Raw genomic sequence first — 18904 nt, 5'->3', positions numbered from 1 at the left:
CTTTACGTCCGGACACCCCCAGCCCCGCAGGCCCACCACCGCCCGTGGGTGGGTGGGAGGAGAGGTGGTGGTGGGCTGAGGTGGGTGGTGCCAACCAGGTGGTGGTTGTGGAGGGTTGGGGCCCGATGAGTGGGTGGGTGCGTACCGTGGGGGGATGAGGCTGCGCAGCGTTGACCGGCGGGTGGTGTCACTGGTGCCGTCGTTGAGCGAGGCGGTGGCCGTGAGTGCGCCGGGGCTGTTGGTCGCGGCGACGGACTGGTGCAGTCATCCGGCCGGACTCGACGTCGTCCGGATCGGCGGCACCAAGAACCCGGATACGGCCCGGATCGTCGCCCTGGCCCCGGACCTGGTGATCGCCAACGAGGAGGAGAACCGTCCGCAGGACCTCGATGAGCTGCGGGCCGCCGGGCTGGCCGTCATGGTCACCGAGGTCCGCACCCTGGACCAGGCGTTCCGGGAGCTGGCCCGGGTGCTGGTGGACGGCTGCGGGCTGACCCGGCCCGGCTGGCTGGACGCCGCCGAGGCCGCCTGGCGGCCGCTGCCGCCCCGGCCGCCGGAGCGGGCCGCGGTGGTGCCGATCTGGCGGCGGCCGTGGATGGTGCTGGGCCGGGACACCTTCGCCGGGGACGTGCTGGCCCGGCTCGGGGTGCGCAATGTCTACGGTGACCACGCCGACCGGTACCCGCGGATCCCGCTCGACGACCTCAACGCCGGCCCGGCGGACCTGGTGGTGCTGCCGGACGAGCCGTACCGCTTCACGGCCGGGGACGGGCCCGAGGCGTTCCCCCGGCTGCCCGCCGCGTTGGTCAGCGGGCGCCATCTGACCTGGTACGGGCCCTCGTTGGCCCGAGCCCCGGAGGTGCTGGCGGCGGCGCTGGACGGTCCGGCGCTGCTCCACCGCACCGGACCGTGAGCCGTTACGCCGCGACCGGTTGCCGGGACGGCTCGCCGGGCTGCGGCGGCGGGGCCAACAGGGTGCCGCGCAGTAGTCCCTGCGCGGTGCGCGTACCGGCCACCGCGACCGCGGCCACGAGGAACGCGTACAGCGCCACCGCGAGCCAGCCGAAGGCCGCCAGTCCGGTGTGCCGGGTCAGGCCGGCGGCGCCGGTGACGCAGGTCCCGACCGGGAAGGTGAAGCCCCACCAGGTCATCGCGAAGCCCATCCCGTGGCGGGCGGCGCGCACCACCAGCGCCGCCGCCAGCGCCAGCCACAACAGTGCGAAGCCCAGCACCGGCACCCCGTAGAGCACCGCGAAGGCGCCCATGGCGTGCGCGTACGACGGGGTGACGACGCCGGGGGCGGCGTCGGCGAGGTTGTTCACGGCGGTGGTGGACTGGCCCAGCGGACCGAGGACGAGGAAGAGGGTGGGGGTGAGGGCGAGCGGTAGCGGCCCGTGGTGGAACAGTCGGCTGACCACCAGCGGCAGGACGATCACGGTCATCAGCAGCGACATCCCGAACAGCGCGTAGCAGGCCAGCAGCAGTGCCTCCTGTGCCTGCCCGGGCGGCAGGTGCGGCACCAGCGCGGGGCCCAGCGCCGCCGAGACCATCGGGGCGACCAGCGGCAGCAGCCACACCGGCGAGGCGCTGCCCTCGGTGATCCGGTGCCGGACCACCATCAGGTACGGGATGCCCGCGGCGGTGGCCAGGCCGACCAGGGTCCCGACGATCCACAGCACGGCGTCGACGGCCACCGCGGCGGGCTCGCCGAGCACGTCCCTGCCGACCGCGAGGGTGCCGCCGCCGACCGCCAGCAGTGCCATGGCCAGGCATCCGTAGAACGGGGCGACGGTGGGTTCGAGCAGGTGGCGGCGGGCCTGGTCGCGGTGCCGGACCCAGTGGACGGTGCGCGCGGCCAGCAGCGCGAGCAGCATCAGTGCCGACAGCGCCCAGACCGCCCGGTACGCCACGTGGAGGCCGGGCGCGGTGAGCGGCAGCGTCGCCCCGGCGTTGGCGACGATCGCGGTGCCCATGACGGCGGCGTACCAGTTGGGGCCGAGGTGACGGACCGAGGGACTGGTGACCGGGGCGTTGCCGCTGGTGGCGGCGGGATTCTTGGACGGTGCGGGGGCGAGCGTTGACATATCTGCAGCGTCGCCCGTGCGGGCCGCGCCCACCAGGGACCTTGTCTCTATGAGGACATAAGCTGGAGTTATGAGTGCAGAGAACGATGGGCGGTCCGGGCCGCCGGACGTGGGCGATGAGGTCGGCGTACCGCTGCACCACCGGGTGCCGGACCTCGGGGCGATGGAACTGCTGCTGGCCGTCGCCCGGCTCGGCAGCCTGGGGCGGGCCGCCCGGGCGCAGGGCATCACCCAGCCCGCCGCCAGCAGTCGGATCCGGTCCATGGAGCGGCAGTTGGGGGTGGCGCTGGTCGAGCGGTCGCCGCGCGGTTCCCGGCTGACCGACGCCGGGGCGCTGGTCACCGACTGGGCGCGCCGGGTGGTGGAGGCCGCCGAGGCGTTCGACGCGGGCACCCAGGCGCTGCGCGGGCGGCGCGACTCCCGGCTGCGAGTCGCGGCCAGCATGACCATCGCCGAGTACCTGCTGCCCGGTTGGCTGATCGCGCTGCGCGCCCAGCGCCCGGGGACGGCCGTGTCGCTGCTGGCCGGGAACACCCGCGTGGTCGCCGAGCGGCTGTTGGCCGGCGAGGCGGACCTCGGCTTCGTGGAGGGGCTGGACGTCCCGGCGGGGCTGGACGGCGCGGTGATCGGGCACGACCGGCTGGTCGTGGTGGCCGCGCCATCCCACCCCTGGACCCGGCGGCGCACCGAACTGGCCCCCGCCGAACTCGCCGCGACCCCACTGATCCTGCGGGAACGCGGCTCGGGCACCCGTCAGGTGCTGGACGCGGGGCTGGCCGGGGTCGGCGGGCTGGCCGAGCCGCTGCTCGAACTCGCCTCGACCACCGCGGTGAAGTCCGCGGTGGTCAGCGAAGCGGCCCCGTCCGTGCTGAGCGAACTGGCGGTCCGTGAGGAACTGACCGCGCGCCGGCTGGTGGAGGTCCCGGTGCGTGGGCTGCGGCTGGGCCGCGAGCTGCGCGCGGTGTGGCGGACCGGCCAGCGTCCGGTGGGCCCGGCCCGCGACCTGCTGGGGCTGACCCGCGGCGCGCCCTGACCCGGCCGGGGCCCCGGCCCGCCGCCCTCAGCCCGCCCCGGCCGGTGCCGTACGGGCGCCCGCGTCCAGCCGGCGGAACAGCGCCGAGAGCACCGCGGCGGTGAGTGCGGCGGCCGGCACACCGCTGCCGAAGAGGGTGTGCGCCCAACCGGGCAGCGGTGCGTACAGCCGCGGGGCCAGCACGGGGAGCAGACCGGCGAGGAGGGTGAGGGCGACGACGGTGGAGGCGGCGCGGTCGGCGAGGTCGGTGCGGCGGAGCATGTCGATGCCCATGGCGGCGATCACCGCGTAGATCACCAGGGCGGCACCGCCGACCACCGGCACCGGCAGCGCCGCCAGCAGCCGGGTGACCGGCGCCAGCAGACCGCCGAGCACCAGCAGCGCCCCGGCCGCCGCGGTCACGAACCGGCTGCGGACGCCGGTGAGTCGGACGATGCCGATGTTCTCCGCGCTGGTCACCATCGTCGCGCCGCCGAACAGCCCGGCGGCGAGCGAGGCCACCGCGTCCGCGCGGGCGGTGCGCGGCACATCGCGGGACGGTTCCGGGATCCGGCCCACCGCCTCGCTGTTGAGCACCGTCTGACCGGTCGCCTCGGCGAGTGAGGCGAGCGCGAAGACCAGCAGCGGCAGCGCGGCGAGCAGGTCGAAGTGCGGGACGCCGTAAGGGAGGAGGCGGGGGAGGGCCAGCACCGCTTCCCCCGGTACGGTGCGGAACGGGGCGCCGGCCAGCGCCGCCGTGGCGGTGCCCACCGCCATGCCGAGCAGTACCGACAACTGCCGCCAGACGCCGCGCAGCAGCAGGAAGCCCAGTGCGGTGGCGGCGACGGTGACCAGCGCCGGCCCGCTGCCGGCGGCCGCCATCGGGGCCGCCACGGCGACCATGTTGACGCCGATGACCAGCACCGTCGTGCCCATCACCAGCGGCGGGAAGAACCGCACGATCCGCCCGTACAGCGGGAGTACGGCCAGCAGCAGCGCGGCCGCGAGCAGTACCGCACCGGAGGCGGTGGCCGCGCCGTGCTCCCGGGCGATCTGGAGGAAGAGGGCGGCCGCCGCGCCACCGGGCAGCATCATGAACGGCAGCCGGGCGCCGATCCGCAGCACCCCGAACGACTGCAACAGCGCCCCGGCGCCGCACAGTACGAGGGTGGCGCTGAACAGGGCGGCGGTGCGGTCGGGCGGCAGGTGCAACCCGCCGGCCAGCAGGAAGACGGTGGAGACCGGGGCGGCGATCATCGCCAGGACGTGCTGGGCGGCGAGCGGCACCAGCCGGAGCAGCGGCACCCGTTCGTCCACCGGCGCCACGGCGGGCCCGGGGGCGGCCATCGCTCACACCTGCCGCTTCAGCCAGGGGAGTTCCCCGGCGGCGTAGCGGTAGGCGCGGAAGACCGCGTTGTTCTGGGTGGGGAACAGCTCGCCGACCTCCGGTTCGCGGTAGCCGCCGAACTCCGGGACGACGTACTCCCAGCACAGCCTGCCCTCGGCGGTGACCTCGAAGAGCCGGCCGGCGGGGGAGTCGGTGATCAGCGTGTTGCCGTTGGGCAGCCGCTGGGCGCTGCCCATGAAGGGCGCGAAGAACGCTTCCCGGGCGGGGTCGTGGTACTCCCAGACCACCGTGCCGGTCGCCCGGTCCACCTCGATGACGCGGGAGTAGGGGACGTCGCAACCGGGCCGGAAGACGCCGTTGTCGAAGATGAGGAAGTTGCCGTTCGGCAGTTCGGTGGGGTGGTGCTGCTGGGAGACCAGCCCCGGCTCGGTCCGCCAGCGGACCTCGCCGGTCGCCCGGCTGATGACGATCACCGCCGAGGAGCTGCGCAGGCTGGCCAGGACGTCGCCGTCGGCCAGCGGCAGCACGGAGTTGATCAGCGGCCAGTGCTCGCGGGAGTAGGCGGGGTGCAGGGCGTAGGCGTCCGGGTCGAGGTGGTCGGCGGCGTTCCAGGACCACAGCAGTCGCCCGTCCGCGTCGACCTCGCGGAGGGTGTCGGCGTGGACCGTGCCGTTCGGCTCGGAGCCGGGGACGCCGCCGCGGACCGACGCGGCCCGGTCGCCGGTCAGCGGCTCCAGCGCGGAGTACAGGATCCGCCCGTCGCCGTAGTGGTGGGCGTCGTGGTGCTGGAGCGGATCGGTGAAGGACCGCAGCACCGTGCCGTCGGGGGCGATCTCCTGCATCAGCCCGCCGCGGTACTTGTGCCACATCGGGAAGAGCGCGTCCTGGTCGGGGAGGGTGGCGTTGTAGGCGAGGTTGCCGTTGGGGAGGATGCGGGCGTGGCGGCCGGGGCGGTGCGGCAGGTGCCAGCGGTGGACGACGATGCCGTGCAGGTCGGTCAGCAGGACCTGGCCGCCGCCGGTGAGCGGGGCGTAGAGCGTGTAGCCGTCGTGGGCGGCGGTGGCGTCGAGCGCGATCAGGCCGGTGCCGCGGCGGCGGCGTGTGTTTTGATCGACAGCGGTCAGGTCGGGTGTCATGCCGAATTCCCCTCGTCAAACTATGTCTTGTCAAACTTTGTTTGATGGGATCAAACAGCGTAGACGCTAGGACCGGTGTGTTGCAGGTCTGTGAACGGCTCAATAAGGACCTCGATGAGGGGCTCGACGGGGCTCGACGGGGCTCGATGAGGAGTGCGCGATGGTGCCGGTGAGGAGCGAGCGATGAGCGGGACCGAGGCCGCGGGGGAGGTCCCGCGGGTGGGGGCGGCGGTCCGCCGGCGGCGCCGCGCACGGGAGTTGACGCTGGCCGATCTCGCCCGCGCCACCGGGCTCTCCGCGCCCTTCCTCAGCCAGGTCGAGAACGACCGGGCCCGGCCCAGCATGCGCTCGCTCCAACTGATCGCCGACGCCCTGGAGACCACCGCGGTCCGGCTGTTGGCCGCCGCCGACGGGCCGCGCACGGTCGATGTGGTGCGGGCCGACTCCGCCGCCGTCCCGGAGGACGGCGAAGCCGGCCGGGTGCGCCCGCTGGTCCGCGGCCACCAGCAGCTGCACGCGCTGGAGTTCACCGGCCGGCACGACTGGCAGCGCGCGTTCCGGCATCCGCACGACGAGGTGATGTACGTCGTCGAGGGCGCGGTGGAGGCCGAGGCGGACGGCCAGCGTTACGAACTCGGGCCCGGCGACACCCTCTACTGCGCCGGCGGGATCACCCACCGCTGGCGGTCGCTGGCCCCGGCGACCCGGGTGCTGCTGGTCGGGGTGTCGGACGACTTCCGGGGGTGAGGTGCCGGTCGGCGGGTTGGTCGGCCGGGGGCGATCGCCCCCGCACGGCCGGCCGCCCGCGCGGTCGGGGGGCGTGCGGTCAGGACATCGTGCCGCCAGGCGGTCGCACTCCAGCCGGGGCCGTCCCGCGGGCCGCTGCGACCAGCGCGTCCATCACCCGGGTGTCCTCGCCGGCCTCCGGATGCCACTGCACCGCCAGTGTGAAGGCCGGTGCGTCCGGCAGCTCCACCGCCTCGATGGTGCCGTCCTCCGCGTAGGCCGAGACCGTCAGCCCGCGGCCGAGCCGGTCCACGGCCTGGTGGTGGTAGGTCGGCACGGCCACCGGCTCGGGCAGCGCCGTGCCCAGCAGCGTGCCGGGCACCGGGGTGACCTCGTGCCGGCCGAAGACCCCGGGCGGGCCGGAGTGGCCGTCCAGGTGCTGGACGAGGGTGCCGCCGAGCGCCACGTTCAGCAGCTGGAGTCCGCGGCAGATGCCCAGCAGTGGTACCCGGGCCCCCAACGCCGCCTCGATCAGGGCCAGTTCCCAGGCGTCCCGGTCCAGCGCGGGCGGGCCGGTGCGGGGGTGCGGCTCCGCTCCGTAGCGGGCCGGGGCGATGTCCGCGCCGCCGGCGATCACCAGCCCGTCCAGCCGGGCGACGGTCGCCGCGGCGGTCTCCGGGTCGCCGGGCGGCAGCAGCGCCGCCAGCCCGCCGGCGCGCCGCACCAGGCGGGGGTACCCGGCGGGCACCAGCGCGGCCGGCAGCGTCCACACCCCCCACCGGGCCTCTTCCTGATAGGTGCTGATGCCGATGAGCGGCGGCTGCGGCTGGGACATCGAGCGGATCCTCCGTACGGTGCGGTGCGGTGCGGTGCTGTGCTTGTGCGGTGCTGCGCTTGTGGTGCGGTGCGGTGGGTCAGTCGCGTTCGAGTTCGGCCTCGGCGGCGGCCAGCGCCGCGAACTCCTCTTCGGGCGCGGCGGCCACCAGTCGGTGGCGGGAGTAGAAGGCGAAGTAGGCCAGGGCGACCCCGTAGACGCCGAGCGCGATGAACGCGGCCTCCTTGTCGACCAGGAACGTCGCCACCAGCGCCGAGCATGCCAGGACGAAGGCGACGGCGGAGGTCAGCATGCCGCCCGGGGTGCGGTACGGGCGGTGCAGACCGGGCTCGCGGCGGCGCAGCACGAGGTGCGAAAGGGCCATCAGCGCATAGGAGATGGTGGCGCCGAAGACCGCGACGTTGAGCATCCGGGCGCCGTCGCCGGTGGCCGCGGCGAGCGCGAACCCCAGCGCGCCGGGGACCAGCAGCCCCAGGTAGGGCGCCTTGCGGCGGCTGGTCAGGGAGAGGAAGCGGGGCAGATAGCCGGCCCGGGAGAGCGCGAAGAGCTGCCGGGACCCGGCGAAGATCAGGGAGAAGAAGGACGCCACCAGCCCGGCCAGTCCGGCGTAGTTGACGATCCGGCTGACCGTGGTCGGGGTGCCGTGCGGCTGGAGCGCCTGGACCAGCGGATCGCCGACGGACTGGATCGCGGCCGAGCCGCGCGCCCCGGTCGCCGCGGTGAAGGTGACCAGCGCGAGGAGCAGCAGCACGCCCATCGCGGCCGCCATCGCCCGGGGCAGCGAGCGGACCGGGTCCTTGGTCTCCTCGGCCGCCAGCGGAACGCCCTCCACGCCCAGGAAGAACCACATCCCGAACGGGAACGCCGCCCAGATGCCCAGCACGCCGAACGGCAGCCAGGAACTCGCCCCGAAGGCACCGGACTTCACCGGAATGTCGTTGAGCGTGTCCACATGGAAGTTGCTGAGTGCGGCGACCGCGAAGACCAGTAGTGCGGCGACCGCGATGGCGGTGACGATCAGGCTGAACCGCAGGGCCTCGCCCACGCCCCACAGGTGGATCCCGATGAAAAGGACGAAGCAGGCGAGGTAGACGGGCCAGCTGGAGTGCAGTCCGAACAGGCCCAGCGATTCGACGTAGTCACCGATGAAGATGGAGATCGCGGCGGGCGCCAGGACGTACTCGATCAGGATCGCGGTGCCGGTCAGGAAGCCGCCCCAGGTGCCCAGGGCACGGCGGGCGAAGCCGTAGCCGCCGCCCGCGGTGGGCAGGATCGAGGCCAGCTCCGCCAGCGCGAAGACCAGGCAGGTGTACATCAGGCCCATCAGGACCGCGGCGATCGCCAGACCGCCGAAGCCGCCCTGCGCCAACCCGTTGTTCCAGCCGGAGAAGTCGCCGGAGACGACGTAGGCCACCCCCAGGCCGGTCAACAGCAGCGGGCCGGCGCTGCCGCGGCGCAGGGTCCGCCGCTCCAGGTAGGCGTCGCCGTCGCCGCCCGGGGGTCCGCCGCCCGGGGAGGCGGCGGTCGCTGCGGTCTGCGCACGGGTGCTGTCGGCCATGAGCCGCTCCTGCCTTGCGGGGACAACCGGAGTAAAGGTTTAGCCGCATACCTTTGCCGTCCGGGGGGCTCAGCGCAAGACCCGTGCGTAAATGACTGGTTACGAGGCGACGGGGTGACGAGATGCGGCCGGCGGGCTGGACCGGGCCCATCCGGCCATGATCGACCAGGCGGGAATGTGACGACAGGCCCTAGCGGACCGGCCCGGCCAGGAAGCCGCGCAGCAGTGCCGCGGTGCCGCAGCAGTGCTCCCGCATCACCTCGCGGGCCCCGTCCGCGTCGCCCTCCAACACCGCCTCCACCAGCGCGGCGTGCTGCGCCTGCGAGTGCTCCAGGTTCCGTACCAGCAGCGGGATGCAGTCCAGCAGGTCGTTGACGCCGGCCCGGACCGCGGCGTACTGGGCGGCCAGCGACGGCGACCCGGACAGCTCCGCCAGGGTCAGGTGGAGCAGCGTGTCGCGCCGGCGGTAGTCGGCCAGCGGCGCGTCCTGGGTCGCGGCCAGCGCCTCGCGCAGCCGCTTCGCCTGTGCGTCCGACAGTCCGTGCGCCGCGCACAGCCCGGCCGCGCCGACCTCCAGCACCTCCCGGAAGCGGAGGATGTCCTCCACGTCGGTCTTGCCGATCCGGCGCCGCAGCTCCGCCTCGCCCGGGTTCTCGGTGCGCGCCCGTACGAAGGTCCCGCCGTACCGGCCGCGCCGGCTTTCCACCAATCCCTCGTCCTGGAGGACCTTCAGCACCTCGCGCAGGGTGACCCGGCTGATCTGGAGTCGCTCCGCCAACTCCCGCTCGGCCGGCAGCCGTTCGCCCTGCGGGACCAGCCCGAGCCGGACGATCTGGAGTATCTGCTCCAGCGCCTCTTCGAAACCGTTGCCCGCCCGGACCGGCCGCAGCACCGGCGCCAGCCGATCGGCCGCACCGTCCATCTGAACCCCTTCCCAATCAATGGTTCGTGTGCCTACCTTATGACCTCCGGATGCACCGACAGGAGGCACCACCGTGGCAGACCGCAGGCCCCCGCTCTCCGTAGAGGAGCTCAGCGTCCTCGTCGACAACGGGGAGATCGACACTGTCGTCCTCGCCTTCACCGATATGCAAGGCAGGCTCCAGGGCAAGCGGTTCGCCGCCCGCTACTTCCTCGACACCGTCCTCGAACACGGTACGGAGGGCTGTAACTACCTCCTCGCCGTCGACGTCGACCTGAACACCGTCGACGGTTACGCGATGTCCTCCTGGGAACGCGGCTACGGCGACTTCGCCATGCACGGCGACCCCGCCACCCTCCGCCGCACCCCCTGGAATCCCGGCACCGCCCTGATCACCGCCGATCTCGCCTGGCACGACGGCTCCCCGGTCGTCGCCTCCCCCCGGCAGGTCCTCCGCCGCCAGCTCGACCGGCTGGCCGAGCGCGGCTGGCGCGCGTACGCCGGCACCGAGCTGGAGTTCATGGTCTTCAAGGACACCTACGAGGACGCCTGGTCACGCGGCTACCGCCAGATGACCCCGGCCAACCAGTACAACGCCGACTACTCCGTCCTGGGCACCGGCCGCGTCGAACCCCTGCTGCGCCGGATCCGCAACGAGATGGGCGCGGCCGGGATGACCGTCGAGTCCGCCAAGGGCGAGTGCAACCTCGGCCAGCACGAGATCGTGTTCGTCTACGACGAGGCGCTCACCACCTGCGACCAGCACAGCATCTACAAGACCGGCGCCAAGGAGATCGCCGCCCAGGAGGGCACGGCGCTCACCTTCATGGCCAAGTACGACGAGCGCGAGGGCAACTCCTGTCACATCCACCTCTCGCTCCAGGACGAGCAGGGCCGGCCGGTGCTGGCCGACGACAGCGGCCCCTACGGCATGTCGCAGACCATGCGGCACTTCCTCGCCGGCCAACTCGCCGCGATGCGCGACTTCACGCTCCTCTACGCCCCCAACATCAACTCCTACAAGCGGTTCCGCCCCGGCTCCTTCGCGCCCACCGCCGTCGCCTGGGGCCCGGACAACCGCACCTGCGCCCTGCGGGTGGTCGGCCACGGCCGCTCGCACCGCCTGGAGAACCGCCTGCCCGGCGGCGACGTGAACCCCTACCTCGCGGTCGCCGGCATGGTCGCGGCCGGCCTGTACGGCATCGAGCACGAGCTCGAACTCCCTGACGCCACCACCGGAAACGCCTACAGGGGCGGCGCCGCGCACGTCCCCACCACCCTCCGCGAGGCCGCCGAGCTGTGGGAGCACAGCCCGATCGCCCGCGCGGCCTTCGGCGACGAGGTCGTCGACCACTACCGCCACATGGCCCGCGTCGAACAGGACGCCTACGACGCCGCCGTCACGGACTGGGAGCGCTTCCGCTCCTTCGAGCGCATGTAAGGAACGCCCGTGCTGCAAGAGCTGACCATCCTCAACCCGGCGACCGAGGAGGTGGTGGCCACCGTCCCCACCACCTCGCCCGCCGAGGTCGACGCGGCCGTCCGCCGGGCCACCGCGGCCCAGGAAGCCTGGGCCGCGGTGGCCCCCGGCGACCGGGCCCGCCTGCTGCGCCGGTTCGCCGACGTCGTCGACGCCCAGATCGAGCCGCTGGCCCAGCTGGAGCTGCGCGAGGCCGGCCACCCCCTGGGCAACGGCCGCTGGGAGGCCGGCAACGTCCGCGACCTGCTGCACTACGCCGCCGGGGGAGTGGAGCGCCTGACCGGCACCCAGATCCCGGTGGCCGGCGGCCTGAACATCACCCTCCAGGAACCGCTCGGCGTGGTCGCCGTCATCGCCCCCTGGAACTTTCCGATGCCGATCGCCGCCTGGGGCACCGCCCCCGCCCTCGCGGCCGGCAACGCCGTCCTCCTCAAGCCCGCCGAGACCACCCCGCTCACCGCGCTCCGGCTCGCCGAACTCGCCCTGGAGGCCGGGCTCCCCGAGGGCCTCTTTCAGGTCCTGCCCGGCGAGGGACCGGTCACCGGCAGCGCGCTGGTCGACCACCCCGGCGTCGCCAAGGTCGTCTTCACCGGCTCCACTGCCACCGGCCGCCGGATCGCCGCCCAGTGCGCCGCGCAGACCAAACGGCTCACCCTCGAACTCGGCGGCAAGAGCCCCAACATCGTCTTCGCCGACGCCGACGTCGAGGCCGCCGCGGCCGCAACCCCCGGCTCCTTCCTCGACAACGCCGGCCAGGACTGCTGCGCCCGCAGCCGCATCCTCGTCCAGCGCAGCGTCTACGACCGCTTCATGGAGCTGCTGGAACCCGCCGTCAAGGCGTTCACGGTCGGCGACCCGGCCGATCCGGCCACCCAGATGGGCCCGCTGATCTCCGCCGCCCAGCGCGACCGGGTCCGCTCCTACGTCCCCGAGGACGCACCGGCCGCCATCCGCGGAGAGGCCCCGTCCGGCAAGGGCTTCTGGTACCCGGCCACCGTCCTGGAAGCCCGCCCCGAGGACCGCACCGCCGTCGAGGAGATCTTCGGCCCGGTCGCCGTCGTCCTCCCCTTCGAGGACGAGGCCGAGGCGATCCGGCTCGCCAACGCCACCGACTACGGCCTCTCCGGCTCGCTGTGGACCCGTGACGTCGGCCGGGCACTGCGCGTCTCGCGCGCCGTCGCGGCCGGCAACCTCTCCGTCAACTCCCACAGCAGCGTGCGCTACTGGACCCCGTTCGGCGGATTCAAGCAGTCCGGACTCGGCCGCGAGCTCGGCCCGGACGCGCTGGCCGCCTTCACCGAGACCAAGAACGTCTTCATCGCCACCGAGCCGGCCGGCTCGTGACCCGCACCGCAACCAGCACCGCCATCACCCACGAGGAGAGCAAGTGACCGACCAGACCGCCGTGTGCCGCCGCCTCGTCGGCCGTACCGCCGTGATCACCGGAGCCGGCAGCGGCATCGGCCTGGCCACCGCCCGCCGACTGGCCTCCGAAGGCGCCGACGTCGTCTGCGCCGACATCGACGAGACGGCCGGCAAGGCCGCCGCCGAAGAGGTCGGCGGCACCTTCGTCCAGGTCGACGTCACCGACGCGGAACAGGTCGAGGCGCTCTACAAGACCGCCTTCGACACCTACGGCTCGGTGGACATCGCCTTCAACAACGCCGGGATCTCGCCGCCCGACGACGACTCGATCCTCACCACCGGACTCGACGCCTGGAAGCGCGTCCAGGAGGTCAACCTCACCTCCGTCTACCTCTGCTGCAAGCACGCCCTGCCCTACATGCAGCGCCAGTTCGAGCAGACCGGGCGCGGCGGCTCCATCATCAACACCGCGTCCTTCGTGGCCGTGATGGGCGCCGCCACCTCGCAGATCAGCTACACCGCCTCCAAGGGCGGCGTGCTGGCCATGTCCCGCGAACTGGGCGTGCAGTTCGCCCGCGAGGGCATCCGCGTCAACGCGCTCTGCCCGGGGCCGGTCAACACCCCGCTGCTCAAGGAGCTGTTCGCCAAGGACCCCGAGCGCGCCGCGCGCCGCCTGGTGCACGTCCCGGTCGGCCGGTTCGCCGAGCCCGAGGAGATCGCGTCCGCGGTCGCCTTCCTCGCCAGCGACGACTCCTCGTTCGTCAACGCCGCCGAATTCCTCGTCGACGGAGGCATCGCCGGCGCCTACGTCACCCCCCTGTAGCCGCCCTGTAGTCTCCATGATCAACATCGGGACCGGCGCCTCCGCGTGCCGGTCCCGGCGTGCTTCCCCCCTTGACCACGGAGGACACATGACCGCACCCACCAGACGGCTGCTCGCCCTGGGTCTGGCCGGCACCGCCGCGCTCGCCGCCCTCACGGCCACCGCGCCGGCCACCGCCGCCACCCCCACCAAGGCCCCGGCCCGCGCCCACTGCCCGCAGCTCTCCAAGGACATCCCCTGGTACGGCGACAACCGCGCCAAGCTCCAGAAGATGATCGACGAGCGCGGCAGCTGTTCGGGACGCCACGACGGGCCCCGCCCGGTCGCGGCCTTCGACTGGGACAACACCGTCGTCAAGAACGACATCTCCGACGCCACCCTGGCCTGGATGGTCAAGCACGACAAGGTGCCCCGGCCCAAGAGCTGGCGGGACACCAGCCCCTGGCTCACCGCCGCCGCCGACCGGGCGCTGACCCGGGCCTGCGGCCCCGGCACCCCCGGCCGCCCGCTGCCGACCTCCCGCAACACCGCCTGCGCCGACGAGCTCATGGAGATCCGCGGCGAGGCGAAGACCATGAGCGGCGCCCCGGCCTTCGCCGGCGAGTGGAACCACCGCCACACGGTCCCCGAATACGCCTGGGTCCCCCAGCTGTTCGCCGGCCTGAAGCCCGCCACCCTCACCGCCTACGCCAAGCGGGCCCGCGCCGAGAACCTCGCCGCGCCGATCGGCACCGTGCAGACCGTGGGCACCCACAAGCTGGCCGGCTACATCCGCTACTACGACCAGCAGAAGGACCTGATCCGCACCCTCAAGGCGGCCGGCTTCGACGTCTACATCGTCTCCGCGTCGTCGGAGACCGTCGCCGAGGTGTGGTCCGGCGGCGTCGGAGTGGACGCCCGGCACACCATCGGCATACGGAACCGCGTCCGCGACGGCCGTCTCACCACCACCATCGCCGGCTGCGGCGACGTCAAGGACGGCCCCGGCGCGGTCATCCCGTACGTCGACGGCAAGCGCTGCTGGATCAACCAGGAGATCTACGGGATCAAGGGCGCCGAGGCATGGCGCAAGCAGGACCCCGCGCACCGCATCGCCCTGGGCGGCGGCGACGCCAACACCGACGTCACCTTCGTCAACGACGCCACCGGCGCCCACCTGGCCATCAACCGCAACAAGGACGAGTTGATGTGCCGTGGCTACGACAACGCCGACGGCCGCTGGGTGGTCAACCCGATGTTCCTCGACCCGCTGCCCCGCAAGTCCGGCGCCTACCCCTGCGCAACCAAGGGCTACACCAACACCGACGGCACCCTCGGCCCGGTCCGCCGTCCCGACGGCACCGTCGTCGCCGACCAGCAGGACCGGATCCACGGCTGACCCGGACCACCAACCGGCCGGGCGGGGGCCGCACCGCCGACCTGTGACACCGTTACAGGAAGGTGTGGCCCTCGCCCCGGTACGTCGGCACCGTTCCCACCACCCGGCCCCCCTCGATCAGGTGCAGCTCCGCGAACCGCTCGCACAGCTCCCCGGCCTTGGCGTGCCGGAACCACACCTTGTCGCCGACCGCCAGCCCGTCCGCCGCCGCCCCCAGCAGCGGCGTCTGCACCTCGCCCGGCCCCTCCTGCGGGTCGTAGCGCAGCCCCGCCGGCAGATACGGCTCCGGCAGCCGGTCCGCACCGGCCACCCCCGACGCCGGATAGCCACCGCCCAGCACCGTGACGACACCGGGCCCCGGCCGGCGCACCACCGGCTGCGCGAACAGCGCCGCCGGACGCCCGCGGAACGAGCGGAAGTTGTCGAACAGCCGCGGCACGTACAACCCCGAACCGGCCGCTATCTCGGTCACCGCCGCCTCCGCCGCGGTGTGCTGCACGCTCCCCGTCCCGCCGCCGTTGACGAACTCCAGTCGCGGCGCCACGGCCCGCACCGCCCGCACGGCCTCCCAGCGCCGCTGCGCCAGCTCCTTCCGGGCCGCCGCCTGCATCAACCGGATGGTCCGCGAGAACACCGGCTTCCCGGCGACCTCGTCGCCCACCCCCGCCACGTGCCCCTCGTAGGCCATCAGCCCCACCAGCCGGAACCCGGGGCGCCGGACCACGGTCCGGGCCAGCGCGGCGAGCGCCTGCGGATCCCGCAGCGGCGACCGCCGGGCCCCGACCCGGACCTTCCCGCCCAGCAGCCGGTACGAGGTGTCCAGTTCCAAGCAGACGCGGAGCTCCTCGCCGCGGCCCGGACCGGCCGGGCGCGCGGCGTCGATCAGGTCCAGCTGCGCGGGGTCGTCGATCATCACCGTCACCGCCGCCGCGAGCTTGGCGTCCCCGGCCAGCTCGGCGAAGCCGGCCCGGTCCGCCGACGGGTACGCCAGCAGCACGTCCGGGAAGCCCGACCGCGCCAGCCACAGCGACTCGGCGAGCGTGAAGCTCATGATCCCCGCGAAGCCGTCGCGCGCCAGCACCCGCTCCAACAGCGCTCGGCAGCGCACCGATTTGCTCGCCACCCGGATCGGCTTCCCCTTCGAACGGCGCACCAGATCGGCGGCGTTGGCGTCGAAGGCCGCCAGATCGACGACGGCCAACGGCGCATCGAGAGGGGCGGTGGCCCGGTCGTAACAGGCTTTGTCGGCATACGCGGCGGCGGGGTGCTGGGACATGGCCCGCAGCCTGCCAGACACCGCTACCACTGGGTAGGGGGACGAACCACGCCGGAAGTGACGCCGGAGCGTCCAGGGGTTGGAGCGGCGGCCGGGCCAGCCCTTACAGTGGCTCGACACCGCAACCAGCAGGTCAGCGGCGTGATGTCCGGATACGAACCACCCTGCCCCGATTGCTTGTCGGGTCCGGGGCACACCGTGCGAGGGGGAGCGCTGGTGAGCGCCGACGCCGATTACGCCGATGCTCCACGCATCCCACCCATACCCCCGCGACCGCCGCACCGTCCCGCCGAGCCGCCCGCCGACGAGGACCCCAAGACCACCATCCTGCGCCCGGTCCCCGCCGACCCCACCATCCCTCCGCCCGCGGCCCCGGCCCCGCCGTCCGCCCCGCCCCCGGCCGCCCGGCAGCCGCTCCCCGCCGAGTCCGCCCCGGCCCCCACGGCCCCGGCCCCCACAGCCCCGGCCCCCACGCCACCGGCCGCGCCGCCGCCCCCCTCCGCCCCGCCCGCGGCCCCCACCGCACCACCGGCCCCCACCGCCCCGCCCCGCCCGTCGGCCCCGCCGACCGCCCCGCCCCGCCCGCGCACCGAGTCGCCCACCGCCGCGCCGCCGCCCACCGGCGCCCCCCGGTCGTTCCGCGACACCGCGGCCTTCCACCTGGCCAACAGCGCCGCCCTGTGGGACGAGGCGGGCGACCGCCCCGCGAGCCCCCCGCCGCCGCCCGCCCCCGAGCCCCCACCCGCCCCGGCCTGGCCGCCAACTCCCGCCCACCCCACGGGAGTCGAGCCCGCCCCGCGCCGCTCGCTGGCCGACCGACTGCCCAGCACCCGGGTCGTCGCCGCGGCCGCCAGCCTGGTCCTCGGCATCGGCCTCATGGCCGGCGCGGCGGCCGGCAGCTGGCTCACCGACGCCCCCGCCAAGGGCACCCCGACGCCCGAGGCCGCCTTCGCCAAGGGCCAGGACGCCTGGCGCAACACCCCCGTCGACACCCTCTTCCCGCGCACCGTCGAGGGACTGGCCGCCGGCCCCGGCGGCGCCGACCGCACCTGGATCCGCATCGCCGTCGCCCCCGACAGCGACTGCGCCACCACCTACGAGGGCCCGCTCGCCAAGGAACTCGCCCCGGCCGGCTGCGCCCGCCTGCTGCGCGCCACCTACGTCGACGCCACCCGCGCCGGCGTCATCACCGTCGGCGCCCAGACCACCAAGGCCGACCGGGCCGGGATGATGGACCTCAACGCCCGCTTCAGCACCAAGGACCTGGCCAACCGCAAGACCCTGATGCCCCTGCCGCTGGCGGCCAGGGGCACCCTGGCCGAGGACTTCGGCCCCGCCCAGCGCGCCAGCTGGACCGTGCGGATACTCACCGACATCCCGGTCGTGATCTACGCCGTCTCCGGTTTCGCCGACGGCCGCGAGATCACCGACCCGCAGCCCGCCGACGCCGCGGTCCAGCCCGGCGTCACCACCGCCCCCGCCGAATCCGGACTCGGCCACGACGCCAAGGGCCTGGCGGACAAGGTCACCGCGACCTTCCGCACGGCGTCCGGCATCCCCGCGCAGCCCACGGAGGTAGCGCCATGATCAAGTCCGCTCTGCGGGCCGCGACCGTCGCCCTGACCTCCGCCGCACTGGCCGTCCTGCCCTCACTGCCCGCCCACGCGGACGCCATCCGCGCCCAGCAGTGGGGCCTTCAGGCCATCCACGCCCAGGACGCCTGGCAGACCACCAAGGGCGCCGGGACCACCGTCGCCGTCCTGGACACCGGTGTGGACGCGAACCACCCCGACCTCAAGGGCCAGGTGCTGCCCGAGAAGGACCTGATCGGCTTCGGCGCCCGCCCCGGCGACGACACCTGGGCCCAGCACGGCACCGGCATGGCCAGCGTCATCGCAGGCCACGGCCACGGCGCCGGCGGCTCCGACGGCATCCTCGGCGTCGCCCCCGAGGCCAAGATCCTGCCGATCCGGGTGATCCTGGAGGACCACGACCCCGACCGCCGGCGGGCCCGCGACGAGAAGCCCGGCGCCCTCGCCGACGGCATCCGCTGGGCCGCCGACCACGGCGCCGACGTGATCAACATGTCCCTCGGCGACGACAGCGAGACCGCCCACCCCGACCCCCGCGAGGACGCCGCCATCCAGTACGCCCTCAACAAGGGCATCCCCGTGGTCGCCTCGGCCGGCAACGGCGGCCAGAAGGGCGACCACGTCTCGTACCCCGCCGCCTATCCCGGCGTCATCGCCGCCACCGCCGTCACCCACCTGGACGCCCGCGCCTCCTTCTCCACCCGCCACTGGTACGCCACGGTCTCCGCCCCCGGCTACGACATCCTCATGGCCGACCACGGCACCGGCTACGTCTCCGGCCTGGGCACCAGCCCCGCCGCCGCCTTCGTCTCCGGCGCCATCGCCCTGGTCCGCTCCGCCCACCGCGACCTCAGCCCCGCCCAGATCCGCACCCTGCTCACCAGCACCGCCCAGCACCGCCCCCAGGGCGGCCGCGACGACGACTTCGGCGCCGGCCTCATCGACCCCGCCGCCGCCCTCAAAGCCGCCGCGAACCTCACCCCCACCCCCCAGAAACCGGCCCCCGTCGCCTACCCCCACCGCTACTTCGGCCCCGGCCCCGTCACCGACCCCGCCGACGACACCCCCGTCAACTGGCTCCCCTGGACCCTCGGCGCCACCGGCCTGGCCCTCACCACAGCCGCCGTCTTCATCTGGCGGCGGTCCACGGGGGTGGGTTGACCTCCCACGTTGTCGGCCGTCCCGCCGTAGGGGTTCGCGTTTTGCGCCTAACGGCGCGGGGTTTGCTCGTACGTTGCCGCTGCGCGGGGCTGGCTCGTACGTTGCCGGGTGCGGCGTCGTTTCGCCTGCGGCGGGCGGGTCCGCTGCGCGGGGCTGTTGGGTGCGGTGCCGGGTCTGTGGGGCTGGGGTGTGCCGGACTGCTTCGCTT

The 18904-nt window shown here is 74.0% G+C and carries 16 protein-coding genes; 9 read left to right on the top strand and 7 right to left on the bottom strand.

Features of this window, described 5'->3' with window-relative positions; all coding sequences use genetic code 11:
* Nucleotides 1–154: 154 nt before the first annotated feature.
* Nucleotides 155–913: a helical backbone metal receptor gene (locus ACFVT2_RS41860; protein ID WP_390027352.1), complete on the top strand. Its 759-nt coding sequence runs from the start codon at nt 155–157 to the stop codon at nt 911–913.
* A 4-nt stretch (nt 914–917) separates the two neighbouring features.
* Here ACFVT2_RS41860 and ACFVT2_RS41855 read toward each other — a convergent pair whose 3' ends face one another.
* Nucleotides 918–2084 carry a TDT family transporter gene (locus ACFVT2_RS41855; protein WP_390027349.1) on the bottom strand — a complete coding sequence of 389 codons (1167 nt, stop codon included), beginning with the start codon at nt 2082–2084 and terminating at the stop codon, nt 918–920.
* Between the two features lie 70 nt (nt 2085–2154).
* Between ACFVT2_RS41855 and ACFVT2_RS41850 the strand changes: the two genes are divergently transcribed.
* Nucleotides 2155–3117 (top strand): LysR family transcriptional regulator, encoded by a 963-nt coding sequence (locus tag ACFVT2_RS41850; protein WP_390027347.1) that lies wholly within the window; start codon nt 2155–2157, stop codon nt 3115–3117.
* Between the two features lie 27 nt (nt 3118–3144).
* On the opposite strand, the gene ACFVT2_RS41845 is transcribed toward ACFVT2_RS41850, so the two are convergent.
* Nucleotides 3145–4443, bottom strand: a complete 1299-nt coding sequence (locus tag ACFVT2_RS41845; RefSeq protein WP_390027345.1) for a uracil-xanthine permease family protein — start codon at nt 4441–4443, stop codon at nt 3145–3147.
* Nucleotides 4444–4446: 3 nt separating this feature from the next.
* Nucleotides 4447–5580: an aryl-sulfate sulfotransferase gene (locus ACFVT2_RS41840; protein ID WP_390027342.1), complete on the bottom strand. Its 1134-nt coding sequence runs from the start codon at nt 5578–5580 to the stop codon at nt 4447–4449.
* A gap of 183 nt (nt 5581–5763) precedes the next feature.
* Between ACFVT2_RS41840 and ACFVT2_RS41835 the strand changes: the two genes are divergently transcribed.
* Nucleotides 5764–6327 (top strand): helix-turn-helix domain-containing protein, encoded by a 564-nt coding sequence (locus ACFVT2_RS41835; RefSeq protein ID WP_390027340.1) that lies wholly within the window; start codon nt 5764–5766, stop codon nt 6325–6327.
* Nucleotides 6328–6406: 79 nt separating this feature from the next.
* On the opposite strand, the gene ACFVT2_RS41830 is transcribed toward ACFVT2_RS41835, so the two are convergent.
* The 3 genes from ACFVT2_RS41830 to ACFVT2_RS41820 form a co-directional block, all read right to left on the bottom strand.
* Nucleotides 6407–7141 carry a gamma-glutamyl-gamma-aminobutyrate hydrolase family protein gene (locus ACFVT2_RS41830; protein WP_390027337.1) on the bottom strand — a complete coding sequence of 245 codons (735 nt, stop codon included), beginning with the start codon at nt 7139–7141 and terminating at the stop codon, nt 6407–6409.
* A 79-nt stretch (nt 7142–7220) separates the two neighbouring features.
* Complete coding sequence (eat, locus tag ACFVT2_RS41825) at nt 7221–8699, bottom strand: ethanolamine permease (RefSeq protein WP_390027335.1); 1479 nt, start codon at nt 8697–8699, stop codon at nt 7221–7223.
* A gap of 190 nt (nt 8700–8889) precedes the next feature.
* On the bottom strand, nt 8890–9621 hold the full coding sequence (locus ACFVT2_RS41820; RefSeq protein WP_390027333.1) for a FadR/GntR family transcriptional regulator: 732 nt from the start codon (nt 9619–9621) through the stop codon (nt 8890–8892).
* Between the two features lie 73 nt (nt 9622–9694).
* Here ACFVT2_RS41820 and ACFVT2_RS41815 point away from each other — a divergent pair, with 73 nt between their 5' ends.
* The 4 genes from ACFVT2_RS41815 to ACFVT2_RS41800 all read left to right on the top strand — a co-directional run bounded on the left by ACFVT2_RS41815 (nt 9695) and on the right by ACFVT2_RS41800 (nt 14667).
* Nucleotides 9695–11062, top strand: coding sequence for a glutamine synthetase family protein (locus ACFVT2_RS41815; protein ID WP_390027331.1), 1368 nt, complete (start codon nt 9695–9697; stop codon nt 11060–11062).
* 9 nt (nt 11063–11071) lie between these two features.
* Nucleotides 11072–12445 carry an aldehyde dehydrogenase family protein gene (locus tag ACFVT2_RS41810; protein WP_390027328.1) on the top strand — a complete coding sequence of 458 codons (1374 nt, stop codon included), beginning with the start codon at nt 11072–11074 and terminating at the stop codon, nt 12443–12445.
* A gap of 43 nt (nt 12446–12488) precedes the next feature.
* Nucleotides 12489–13289 carry a 3-oxoacyl-ACP reductase gene (locus ACFVT2_RS41805; RefSeq protein WP_390027325.1) on the top strand — a complete coding sequence of 267 codons (801 nt, stop codon included), beginning with the start codon at nt 12489–12491 and terminating at the stop codon, nt 13287–13289.
* An 88-nt stretch (nt 13290–13377) separates the two neighbouring features.
* The gene (locus ACFVT2_RS41800) at nt 13378–14667 is read left to right on the top strand and encodes a haloacid dehalogenase-like hydrolase (RefSeq protein WP_390027322.1); all 1290 of its coding nucleotides are present in this window, start codon (nt 13378–13380) and stop codon (nt 14665–14667) included.
* Between the two features lie 52 nt (nt 14668–14719).
* Here ACFVT2_RS41800 and ACFVT2_RS41795 read toward each other — a convergent pair whose 3' ends face one another.
* A complete protein-coding gene (locus tag ACFVT2_RS41795) occupies nt 14720–15943 on the bottom strand; it encodes an amino acid deaminase/aldolase (protein ID WP_390027319.1) in 1224 nt (407 codons plus the stop codon).
* Between the two features lie 216 nt (nt 15944–16159).
* On the opposite strand from ACFVT2_RS41795, the gene ACFVT2_RS41790 reads away from it, so the two are divergent.
* Together ACFVT2_RS41790 and mycP are read left to right on the top strand one after the other, a co-directional pair.
* Nucleotides 16160–17530 carry a hypothetical protein gene (locus tag ACFVT2_RS41790; protein ID WP_390027317.1) on the top strand — a complete coding sequence of 457 codons (1371 nt, stop codon included), beginning with the start codon at nt 16160–16162 and terminating at the stop codon, nt 17528–17530.
* Nucleotides 17527–18696 (top strand): type VII secretion-associated serine protease mycosin, encoded by a 1170-nt coding sequence (gene mycP / locus ACFVT2_RS41785; protein ID WP_390027314.1) that lies wholly within the window; start codon nt 17527–17529, stop codon nt 18694–18696. Before ACFVT2_RS41790 ends, mycP begins: the two co-directional genes overlap by 4 nt.
* Nucleotides 18697–18904 lie beyond the last annotated feature (208 nt).

Origin of the sequence: Streptomyces sp. NPDC058000 (genome assembly GCF_042886435.1) — a bacterium.
GTDB lineage: Bacteria > Actinomycetota > Actinomycetes > Streptomycetales > Streptomycetaceae > Streptomyces.
This window is presented reverse-complemented; position numbering and strand designations above follow the sequence as displayed.